Origin of the sequence: Solidesulfovibrio sp. (assembly GCF_029978005.1) — a bacterium.
In the GTDB taxonomy this organism is placed as follows: domain Bacteria; phylum Desulfobacterota; class Desulfovibrionia; order Desulfovibrionales; family Desulfovibrionaceae; genus Solidesulfovibrio.
Map to the genome: position 1 here is coordinate 45,028 of NZ_JARKOZ010000004.1, position 11,231 is coordinate 56,258.

An 11,231-nucleotide genomic window follows, 5' to 3' on the forward strand; every position below is an offset into this window, starting at 1 on the left:
CTATTTGACCTTGTTCACCATCACTCGGGTCGCATAATTCTGTGACAATCCTTGACTCGTGTCGTCCCCGACCATGGTGTACGAAAAGCCAACAATACTTGTCGAAGAACTAATCGACGTAAGCGCAGCCGAATCATACGTATTGAAATAAGAAAATGTTAAGGAATTCGCCTGCACGCCATCCGTCAACGTATACCCCGTGCCGTTGACCGAATACGTGATCCTGTTCCCCGACTGGGCGATGGTCACATTCGACGTATTCGCCAACGACATGTTGTAGGTCAACGTGCTGGCCGTGCCCGTCGACATATTGGGCCGCAGGTAGGTAAAATCGATCGTCATGCGCTGCATGGCATTTTGCGCCTTCTGCACCGCCGCGTCGGAATTGCGGGCCAGCACGTAGCCGCGGATCATGTTCGTAAACATCCGCGAGCTCACGAGCGCCGTCAGCCCGAGCAAAACCAACACGCAAACGATCTCGATGAGCGTGAAGCCGGCGCATCGCGCACCATGTGTCCGTTCTTGCCGCCTCATGTCAGCTGCCGCCAAAGGTGTTGCAGGTGTTGTTTGACGAATTGAACAAGTAGGTGAGACTCACCCCGGAATTGGCATCCGGCTTGATCGTCACCATCAGAAATTGATTCGAACTTGGATTGGCCACGAACGACCCACCGGAAGGACAGACGAACTGCTTCTGCGTAATGACATAACTCGAACCACTTCCATACTTTGTCGACACTACATTGGCATTACCAATATTTGCGTTAAAAGCAACGAGTTGATTGTTATAATTCAACCACCAATTAGAAATCATATTCTCTAGCACCAGCTGCAACTTCGCGTCCGTCTGCAACTGCTTGACCGGCACGTCCGTCCGCGTCACGCCGCCGGTGAAGGACGAAACCGCGACGACGCAGACGATCGCCAGGATGACGAAGGTCATGATGACTTCCAGCAGCGTGAAGCCGCGCGAGACGAATCGGCGTGTCATGGAACGAATCCCGTGTACGGCGTGACTGTTATGCCGGCGGAGCCGCCGGATTCCGTGGCCGTGATGTTCTGATAGCTCGTGGCCGCCGTGGCCGAACCGCCGGCCGTGGTCACGTAGCCGGTCACCGGCTGGCCCCGCCAGTCGAAGATGATGGGCGACGTGCCGCTGAGCGTCACGCCGGACGTCAGGGTGTGCGTGCTGCTTCCCTGGCCCGGGAGGGCATGGCCAGCCTGGCTGGGATTGTTGGAAAAAAGCGAATAGCTCGTGGAATTGAACGACACGCCCCAGGTGTAGACGTCGGCCATGGCCCGGGACTGGGCGTAGCGCAGGACGGAGCGCATGGCGTCGGCCTCGGCCGTGGCCTTGGCGTTGTTGCCGCCGAGCTTGACGGCCGCGACAACGGCCAACAGCCCGACCAGAAGCAGCACCGCCGCCACCTCCAGAATGGTGAAGCCCCTGGCGGACAGGCAACGCCGCCCTGCCGCCTCGGCCCGATCTTCGGCCGTCCCCATGCCGTTTCCACCCCCTACCGAGTCCTTACACCAACCAAGCCCCCCCGTGAAGCCCGGGGCTCCCCGGCTACCCGTCCGCCGCCGGCATCATCCCCAGGAGCGACTCGATCTCCTTGACCTTCTCGGCGTCCTTGTCCGTGGCCCGGGCCAGGGCCATGGAGAGAAGCAGCCGCCCTTCCCGCGCCCTGCCCGAGGCCACGGCGGCCATGCCCATGTCGTAGGCATCGGTGAACGACGTCGCGGGGGCCATGGGATTGATGACCGACTGCAACGCCTCGTAGGCCTTGTCGAACTGCTTGAGCCGCGCGTAGGTGGCGTAGAGGTTGCGCACCACCATGGGCTTCTCGCCCGGCATGGCGCGCGAAAACGCTTCCTGGTTGTATTCGAGGGCCTCGGCGTAGCGCTCCTCCTTGAACGCCGCCAGCCCGGCCAAGGCATAACCCATGTAGCGGTCCGGATAGACCCCCATGAGCCGGGCCGCGATCTCCGCCGCCTGCCGCGTCTCCCCCCGGGCGAGCAGGATCTTCGCGACCACGGTGTTGACCACGAGCCCGTCCGGCGAAACGGCCAGCATGCGCCGGCACTCGCCGAGAACAGCCTCCCGCTTGGCGTCCTCCATGGCCTCGTAGTCCTCGGTGACGCAACCGGCCGGATCGAGGGCCGCCAGCTTGAACCGGGCCACGAGGTCGGGATGACGGTCCGCGTCCGCGTAAAGGACCAGCACGTCGTCGAAAAAGACCGGCGCGAAATGCCCCAGCCCCTCCAGGCGCTTGGCGAAATCCTTGTCGCGGATGTCGGCGGCCACGAACCCGGGCTCGTACTTGGCGATGGCCCGGCCGAGCACCTGCTTGTCGCCGAACCCGGCGATGCTCGTGAACAGATCGAGGCTGGAGAAGAGCATCGTCTGCATGTCCATGAAAATCTTGTACTTGGGATAAAGCCGCCATTCCAGGTAGCCGCCGGGATTGGGCACGTTGAACACCCGCCCGCCCGGCCCTTCCTTCATGAGGAAATCGCACACGCCCACGGGCAACCGGGCCAAGTCCAAGGGATAGCGCTGCCTGGGGCCGAGAAAATCCGACAGGCACCAGACCGTGGCGGCGACGACCACCAGGCAGCCGGCCAGGGCCGCCTTCCAGGGAATGGCCCGAAGCCGCCGCTCGGCCAGCAGCCTTGCCGCGTCGCCGGCCAGGGGCAGGCATAGGAGCAGGAATTCATAAGTGAAGCGCCGGGACTGGGGCAACAGGAACAGTCCCCCGGCGAAGAGGATGACGCGGCTTACGCGCAGCCGCCGCATCCAGGCCAAGGCGAGCATGGCCGCGACCAGAAACATGACGAGCACGTTGCTGGACGTCTCCACGAATATGCCGCCCAGGTAGAACGAAAAGGAAAGAAACGCCCCCAGTTCCCGGGGCATGAGTTCGTTGACCACCCGCTCGTGGAAAAACGGCGGCGAAAAGGGCTTGGCCAGGAGCGAAAACCCGGCCGGCGTGGCCAGTATGGCGTACAGCGACAGGATGAGCGGCCAGCGCAGCAACCGGGCCGTCTCGGGAACCGGCCGGCGCAGGAGCTTGGGCGCGAAGAACTCCGCCAGATACGCCCCGCCCACGAGCAGCAGCACGGGATATTCCACGCCGTGGACGTTGGTCCAAACGACAGCCAGCACCGGCAGCGCCCAACGCAGGCCGGGCCGCCTGTCCACGATCCAATGGAAGACGACGATGAAAAGGTACGTCACGATGTGGGGCCGCAAGATGAGGTCGCGCGGCACGATGGCTAAGGCGTAGGCGCTAACGAGAGTCACCACGAGGACGAAGACGCCGTTGTCCGCCGCGTCGTCGGCCTCGCGCAAATAGATGCAGACCATCCAGACGGTGGCCAGATAGAGGGCGCTGCGCAAGACGACGAGGCCGACGTAGCCGCCCAGGCGGTATACGGCTTCCACCAGCACCTGGAAGAGCCAATAGTAGTCCACCCAACCGCTGGACGGTTCGAGAAACGAAAAAAACGGCGTCCCGGGCAAGGCCCGATGCTCGAGGATATAGGAACCGCCCAGAAGGTGGTACCAGATGTCGAAGTCCAGGGCGGCGATGGGGAAACGCAGGATCAGCCAGCCAAGACCCAGAAAAAGCGCCCAGACCGGCCAGCTCCGCCAGTCAGGCCGCAGGGCGCGCGTATGCGTCATGCAGGCTCCGAAATTCGGGAGACGGCCTTGGTGCAGCCGACTACGGAAGAAGATTGCCAGTTCAGAAAAAACATCGGCTCAACGCGCACGAAATCATGAACCTGATTGAGGGCTGACCCAGTTAACGTTGATGGACTGACCATCCACAGTGGCAGTGATGGATATTTCCTCATCGGAGAGACTGCCCAGACAAATTATGTTGGCATTTCCACTACTTGCAGACAGAGAAACCATATCGCAGACATCCTGGGAAAAAACTGCAAGAGAGGTGCCTGTAATTACGCGTCGAGAATATTCCAGCGACAATTGAGATTCTGCCGCAGCGCCTAAACTTTTTGCGATCTGTCGACGCGAGTCGTCGAGCATGGAGTTGTATTTTGGAATGATAGCGATAAAAAGAATGGCAACCAAACAAGCTACAGCAATGACCTCAATAAGAGTAAAACCTGCCCTGGAATGATGCATCATTCCTCGCTTCCACCATCTCTACGAAAGGCGGCAGACAAAAATTCGCCAACCGCCTTTCGATTCTCTATTTTGAAAGGGCTTAACCTTCTGGATTATTCCAAACTCCAGAATTGTTCACTCCATCGACATAACCTTGTATCGTGGCACCATTGTTCGAACCCGCGTCACACCTGATATAAGCGTTTCCGCTGACGGACACTTTCTGACATTCCGCGTTGAGGGCTGTCGCAGTCGTCGCAAATCCATATGAACTATTCAGCTTCTGGTTGGCGTAACCGAGGCTCAACTGAGATTGAGCGGCGGCAACGAGGCCTTGGGCGGCCGCCCTACGGGCATCGTCCTGCAGACTGAAATATTTGGGCACGGCCACCACGGCCAGGATGCCGAGGATGACCAGCACGGCGATGATTTCGATCAGCGTGAAGCCCTGCTGCCCCGGGCTGCCAATTCTTGCCTTAACCATTTTCCTTTCTCCTCCGATAAGGGTGTAGCCGCCCCCTGGCGACTGTTGCCAAAACTAGCAGGAAACATGCCGGCCGGCCCTGGTGGGACCGGTTTCCGGCGGCCTTGGCCTTTTGCGGCCGCGCCTTATTCCCGGCGCGACCAATATGCTCCAAAATTTGATGCCTGCCGCATCAAATTTTGATGACACTCCTATTTCCCGCCTGATTCCTTGAATGCGCCGGGTTCGATGCCGAGTTTCTTCACCCGGTGCCACAGGCTGCGTTCCTTGATGCCGAGCATTGCCGCGGCCCGGGCCTGCACCCCGGACGTGCGCGCCAGGGCCGCCTCGATCAGCGACCGTTCGTAGCCGGCCAAAAGCGTGTCGAGGTCGCGATCCTGGCCGGCGGCGCAGGCGTTCTGGCTCGTGCCTCCAACCAAAGCCGGCAGATGCGACGGCTCCACCGGACCGTCGCCGGCCAGGACCGAGGCCCGCTCCATGGCGTTTTTAAGCTCCCGCACGTTGCCCGGCCAGCCGTGGGCGAGCAGCCCCTGCAACGCCTCCACGGACAGCGTCGCCCCGGGCCGCAGGGCGTCCAGGAAGCGGCCGGCCAGCAGGGCGATGTCCTCGCGCCGTTCCCGCAAGGGCGGCAGGCGCAGCGGAAAGACGTTGAGCCGGTGGTAGAGGTCCTCACGAAAGCGTCCGTCCGCGATCATGGCCGGCAGGTCGCGATGGGTGGCGGCCACGATGCGCACGTCCACGGCCAGGCCGCGCCCGTCGCCGCCCACGCGCTCCACCAACCGCGTCTCCAGGACGCGCAGGATCTTGGCTTGCGTTTCAAGCGGCATGTCGCCGATCTCGTCAAGCAGGAGCGTGCCGCCGCCCGCCTGCTCGAACCGGCCGCGCTTTTTGGCGTGGGCCCCGGTGAAGGCCCCCTTCTCGTGGCCGAACAGCTCGCTTTCGAGCAGCCCCTCGGGGATGGCGGCGCAGTTGACGGCCACGAACGGCCCCTGCCCCCGGGCGCTCTTGGCGTGGATGGCCCGGGCCACGAGTTCCTTGCCCGTGCCCGACTCGCCGAGCACGAGCACCGTGGCGTTCGTGGCCGCGACCTTGAGGATGCGCGAAAAAACGCCGCGCATGGCCCGGCTCTCGCCCACCATGTCGGGGAACTGCACCCGGGCGTCGAGCTTGCCGAGGACCTCGGCCATCTGGTCGGCCACCAGGCCCAGGCGGTCGAATTCCCCAAGGGGCTTCGGCGGCGCGGTGGCGGCGGTCGCGGGCAGAACCGGCGGCGTGGCCGAAAGCAGCCGCCTGATGGGGCGAAGGGCCACGAGCACGAAGACCGCAGCCACGCCGGCCACGGCCAGCCCGGCGGCCACGGCCGGAACGAGGATGCCGTGAGGAGCGAAGGTTCCAGGGAAAAAGCGGGGAAGCCAGTCGGCGCACAATACGGCCAACGTGGCCACGCCCCCCAGGATGACGGGCACGAGCACCGCCAGACTCGGTTCGAATCGCCGCCGCATGCCGCCTCGCAGCTTGACGCCTCGCGCAAAAGCCCAACGGGGCACGCCAACCATATGACTGTCGCGAAAGAATGCATCCGGTTACACGGCGAGGTTCAAGCACTCACCGCCGATGCGGTCGAACGGCCGCCTCAATGCCGCAACGCCACTTGCGACATGTCCCACATGGGAAGGAAAATGGCCAGCGCGAAAAAGCCCACCACTCCGGCCAGCCCCACGATGAGGATCGGGCCCAGGGCGTCGGACAGGCGCTTGACCGCATAGCTGACCTCGGCGTCGTAGTGCTCGCTGATGGCCGAGAGCATCTCGTCGAGGTTGCCCGACTCCTCGCCCACGGCCACCATGGTCACCACCATGGGCGTGAAGTACTTGGCCCGGGCCAGGGGCGCGGCCAAGCCCTGGCCGGTGCGGATGAGGTCCTGGATGCGGCGGAACTCCTTGGCGATGGCCGCGTTGCCGATGGTGCCGACGAGGATGTCGATGGTGGTCAGGACCGGCACGCCGCTGGCCTGCAGGATGGAGAAGATGGAGGCGAAGCGCGACATGGCCGCCTTGCGAAAGAGCATGCCGATGACGGGGATGTGCAGGAAGAAGGCGTCACGAGTGACTTTTCCGTTCTCGGTCTTGAACCAGAAGTACAGGGACGTCACCACGGCGGCGCTTACGGCCAGCAATACGTACCAGTATTTGGTGATGAGGATGTTGAGGTCGATGGCCACCTGCGTGGGCCAGGGCAGGGCCACCTTGGCGTTGGCGAAAATCTGGGCGAAGACCGGCACCACGAAAGTCAGCAGCACGAAAAAGGCCACGGCCAGGGCAATGACCACGGTGATGGGATATTGCAGGGCCGAGCGGATGTCCGAGTGGACCTGGTGCTCGTGGGAGATGATGTAGATGAGGCGGTCAAGCACCTGGGGCAGCGCGCCGGCCGCCTCGCCGGCCCGCACCATGCTCACGTAGAGGTCGGAAAAGACCTTGCCGTGCCTGGCCAGGGCGTCGGAAATGGTGGAACCCTTCTTCACGTCGTCGGACATCTGCGTGCAGATGTGGCGCAGCTTGGGATTCTCGGTCTGCTGTTCGAGAACGCGCAGAATCTCCAGCATGGACAGGCCCGCGCCGAGCATGGTGCGGAACTGCTTGGTGAAAAGGATGAGCTCCTGGGTCTTGACCCGGCCGAAGGAGAATCCGGGGGAGGCGCTCGCCCCGCCGCCGGGGACGGCGCCCCCGCCGCGCTGGACCGAGACCGGAATGTAGCCCATGGCGGCCAGGCGGTTCTTCGCCGCGTCCGGGCTTTCCGCCTCGAGTGTTCCGGTCACGGTGTTGCCGGCTTCGTTGATGGCCTGGTAGCTGTACTGGGGCACGAAAGCTCCTTTACGGGCGACGGCTTACAGCATGACCGCCGAGGAGGCCTCCTCGAAGGTGGTCTTGCCTTCGAGGATCTTGAGGCGCGCGTCGTCCTCCAGGAGCTTGAGCCGGCCGGTGTCCGCGGCGAAACGGCTAATCTCCCGCGAGGTGGCCCGCTTGTTGATCATCTCCTGGATTTCCTCGTCGATGACCAGGATCTCGTAAAGCCCCACGCGCCCCTTGAAGCCCGAATCGCCGCACAGGTAGCAGCCCCGGCCGCGCATGAAGGTGGCCCCCTGCGCGCCCTCCAGGTTCCAGAAGCGCAGCACCTCGGGCTTGGGGGTGTAGGGCTCGGCGCAGTTGGGGCAGATGCGCCGCACCAGGCGCTGGGCGATGGATACGTTGAGCACCGAGGCCACGAGAAAGGGCTCGATGCCCATGTCCATGAGGCGCATGACCGCGCCGGCGGCGTCGTTGGTGTGCACGGTGGAGAGCACCTTGTGGCCGGTGAGCGCCGCCTGGGTGGCGATGGCCGCGGTCTCGGCATCGCGTATCTCGCCCACGAGCACCACGTCCGGATCCTGACGCAGGGTGGAGCGCAGGGCGCTGGCGAAGGTCATGCCGGCCCGGCGGTTGAGCTGCACCTGGCGCACGCCCTCCATGCGGTACTCGACCGGGTCCTCCAGGGTGATGACGTTGATATCCGGCCGGCTGATCTCGCGCAGGAGCGCGAAGAGCGTGGTCGACTTACCCGAGCCCGTGGGGCCGGTGGCCAGGAACATGCCGTAGGGCTTGTCCACCACCAGCCGGATCTTGGCCAAGTCCTCGGCGGAAAGGCCCATGTCGGCCAACAGCATGCCGCCGGCGCTCATGTCGAGCAGACGCAGAACCAGGTTCTCGCCGTGGATGGTGGGCAGGGTCGAGACGCGAATGTTGATCTCGCGCTTGTCGATGGCCACGGTGAAGCGGCCGTCCTGGGGCACGCGGCTGACGGCGATGTCGAGGTTGGCCAGGATTTTTATGCGCGAGACGATGGGCAGGATCATGGGCTTGGGCGGCGAGGGCACGGCCTTGAGCTTGCCGTCGATGCGCATGCGGATCTGCACCTGGTCGCGCTCGGGGCTGATGTGCACGTCGCTGGCCCCTTCGCGCACGGCCTGGGAGAGCAGAGAATTGACGAAGCGCACCACCGGGGCCTCGCCGGCCATGTCCTCCAGGGAGCTGACCTGCACGTCGCCCGAGCGGTCCTCGGTCTTGACGTCGTCCTCGCGCATGTCCTCGATGCTGTCGAGGACGCCCTCGATGCCGAGCCCCATGCCGTAGATGGCGCTGGTCAGGTAGCCGAGCTCGCGCTCGGTGCAGATGACCGGCTCCACCTCGCAGTTCTTGTAGATCTCGATGTCCTCGATGGCGCTGATGTCCAGCGGATCGGGCATGGCCACGCGGATGAGGTTGCCGGACTTGGAAAGCGGCACGAGCTTGGAACGCAACGCCATCTCGGCCGGGATAAGCGAGGCCAGGTGGCTGTCCACCGGAAAGCGTTCCGGGGTGTACTTGGCCAGGCCCATCTGCCGGCTGATCAGGTCGACGATGTCGGATTCCTTGACCGTGCCGTCGCGCACGAGCTGCTGGCCGAGCTTGAGCCCGCCGCGTTTGCCCGCGGCCAGGGCCTGGCGCAGCTTGTCCTCGGAGACGAGTCCGGCGGCGACGAGCATCTCGCCGAGCCTGAGGCGTTTTCTTGGCTCCATGGTGCGTTTCCGACCTTTTCCCGCCTACTCGCCAAGTGAAAGGGCGTCCGCCGGGACGGCCGACCGGGCCACGAGTCCCCGATCGGGACGGCTCTCGGCCACCTGTCGGCCGGGCAAGGGACGAAACGCCGGCGCGACCACGCCGTCGGCCTCGCCGAGGTCCGTGTAGTAGACCGTGCCCTCCGGGAAGCCTCCGAGCAGCACCGCCCGGCCGGAGAGTTCCGGCGGCAGCACGGTCATGGCCGCCTGGGCGCTGGCCTGGCTGGGGAAAAGCGCCGCGATCACCACGTCGAAGCGCGTGCCGGATTCGGGGTGGCTGGTGCAGAAAAGCGACAACGACAGGTTCTGACGATCCTTGACCGTCGATATGAGCGCGAAGCCCTTTTCCAGGCTGTCCACGGAGCCGACCTTCACGAGGTACGACCCGGCGGGCGGGGCCTTGGTTTCGATGACCGGATAGACGATGGATTCGCCGGCCCGGACGCGGGTGATGTCCAGGCCGGGGTTGGCCTTGGCGAGCCTGGCCAGCACGGTCCGGTTGCCGCTGCCGTAGACCCGGGCCGCCAGCCGGCTCGCCGACCAGCCCGGGCGCACCACCGAGGCGCCGAGGCGACCGTCCGCCTCGGGCGCGACCTGGACGGCGGCCGCCTTGGCCGCGCGGACGCCGGGAAGCGGCGCTTCGGGCAAGGTCGGCGGCGCGGCCGGCGCGCCGGCGGGCAGGGGCAGGGCCGGCAGTCCGTCCTCGCTGGTCACGACGATGACCTGCTCCCTGGTTTCCGGGGCCACGGCGGCGGCGGCCAGGTCCAGGGCCGCGCCGAGGGCCTCGTTTTGCGGCATGGGCGCGGCCGACGCGGGCGCGGCCGGCCGGGCGGCAGGCGAAGAAGCATGGGCGGAAGCCGGCGTGGGCGCGACGACCGGGCGCGCCTTGGGCGCTTGCGTGGCGGCAGCGGCGGCAGACGCGGCGGCGACAGTTTCCGGCTCGGCCGGCGCGGCGACGACTGTCGCGGCTAAAGCCGACGCTTCCGGCACGACCGGCGCGGGCGTTTTGGGCACGACCCCGGCGGCGGCCACGGGCTTGGAGGTCTCCTCGGCCGCCTCGGCCAGTGACGCGGCCTCGGGCGCGGCCGGGCTGGGCGCCACAGCCGGGGCCGGAGCCGACGCGGCGACCTCCGGGGAGGCCGGCGCCACGGTCAGGCCGAGGGGCGCCCGACCCTGCCGGGCCAGGTCCAGAAGCCTTTGGGGCATGGCGGAAAAGTTCGGGCCGGAAAGGCCGTAGCCGGCCGCGCCGACGAGGGCGGCGCAGGCGCAGGCCGCCGCCGCGCGGCGCAGCCACACGCCCGTGGCCCCCCGGGACTCCCGGGCGGCCCGGCCCACCAGGCCCCAGCCGATGCGCCGTTTGCTCAGCCCCACGGCCAGCAGCATGGACAGGTGGCAAAGCCGCACGATCTTGCGGGGATAGCCCTTGGTCAGGCGGTGGATGCGGCGCATGGCCAGGGGGGTGAAGACGTTCGGGGCGACGCCGTCCGGCGCGCACCGGGCCAGGCGCGTCTCGATCATGCGCCGGGTCTGCCGGCGGTCCAGCGGCAGCAGGCGGTAGCGGAAGTTCACCCGGTCGTCGAGGTTGGGTCGGGCGGCCAGCACGTCCTCGAACTCGTTCTGGGCGAACATGACGATTTGCAGCAACTTGTGGGTGTTGGTCTCGAAGTTGAGCAGCTCGCGCAAAAGCTCCAGACATTCCGGGGTGATTTTTTGCCCTTCGTCCACGATCAGCGCCACGATGCGGCTGCCGTCGGCGCTTTTGACCAGAAGCGAGGCCTTGAGCGCGTCCTTGATCGGGCCGGCGTCGCGGCCGAGCCCGGCCGCGTCCACGCCGAAAAGCCGGCACAAGGCGAGGAGGAACTCCACGGGCGTGGGGTGGTAGGGATCGTCGAGGAAATAGACCTCGATGGCGGGGTCGGCGGCGAGAATGCGCGTGAGCTCGCGACCGAGCGTGGTCTTGCCGGTGCCGACCTCGCCGA

Annotated in this window: 10 protein-coding genes; all 10 read right to left on the bottom strand. The window is 65.4% G+C overall.

Features of this window, described 5'->3' with window-relative positions; genetic code table 11:
- Positions 1 to 534: a prepilin-type N-terminal cleavage/methylation domain-containing protein gene (locus Q1K70_RS00650; protein ID WP_300154314.1), complete on the bottom strand. Its 534-nt coding sequence runs from the start codon at positions 532 to 534 to the stop codon at positions 1 to 3.
- Between the two features lies 1 nt (position 535).
- Positions 536 to 991: a type II secretion system protein gene (locus Q1K70_RS00655; protein ID WP_300154316.1), complete on the bottom strand. Its 456-nt coding sequence runs from the start codon at positions 989 to 991 to the stop codon at positions 536 to 538.
- Positions 988 to 1,503, bottom strand: a complete 516-nt coding sequence (locus tag Q1K70_RS00660; RefSeq protein ID WP_300154318.1) for a prepilin-type N-terminal cleavage/methylation domain-containing protein — start codon at positions 1,501 to 1,503, stop codon at positions 988 to 990. Before Q1K70_RS00660 ends, Q1K70_RS00655 begins: the two co-directional genes overlap by 4 nt.
- A gap of 67 nt (positions 1,504 to 1,570) precedes the next feature.
- Positions 1,571 to 3,688: a pilus assembly protein TadD gene (locus tag Q1K70_RS00665; protein WP_300154320.1), complete on the bottom strand. Its 2,118-nt coding sequence runs from the start codon at positions 3,686 to 3,688 to the stop codon at positions 1,571 to 1,573.
- Between the two features lie 93 nt (positions 3,689 to 3,781).
- A complete protein-coding gene (locus Q1K70_RS00670; RefSeq protein WP_300154323.1) occupies positions 3,782 to 4,156 on the bottom strand; it encodes a type II secretion system protein in 375 nt (124 codons plus the stop codon).
- A gap of 79 nt (positions 4,157 to 4,235) precedes the next feature.
- A complete protein-coding gene (locus Q1K70_RS22115; protein WP_366521632.1) occupies positions 4,236 to 4,619 on the bottom strand; it encodes a prepilin-type N-terminal cleavage/methylation domain-containing protein in 384 nt (127 codons plus the stop codon).
- A 191-nt stretch (positions 4,620 to 4,810) separates the two neighbouring features.
- Positions 4,811 to 6,121 carry a sigma-54 dependent transcriptional regulator gene (locus tag Q1K70_RS00680; RefSeq protein ID WP_300154326.1) on the bottom strand — a complete coding sequence of 437 codons (1,311 nt, stop codon included), beginning with the start codon at positions 6,119 to 6,121 and terminating at the stop codon, positions 4,811 to 4,813.
- 131 nt (positions 6,122 to 6,252) lie between these two features.
- Positions 6,253 to 7,482: a type II secretion system F family protein gene (locus tag Q1K70_RS00685; protein WP_300154327.1), complete on the bottom strand. Its 1,230-nt coding sequence runs from the start codon at positions 7,480 to 7,482 to the stop codon at positions 6,253 to 6,255.
- Positions 7,483 to 7,506: 24 nt separating this feature from the next.
- Positions 7,507 to 9,213 carry a type II/IV secretion system protein gene (locus Q1K70_RS00690; protein ID WP_300154330.1) on the bottom strand — a complete coding sequence of 569 codons (1,707 nt, stop codon included), beginning with the start codon at positions 9,211 to 9,213 and terminating at the stop codon, positions 7,507 to 7,509.
- Between the two features lie 24 nt (positions 9,214 to 9,237).
- A partial coding sequence (locus Q1K70_RS00695; protein WP_300154332.1) for an AAA family ATPase occupies positions 9,238 to 11,231 on the bottom strand: 1,994 nt, incomplete at its 5' end.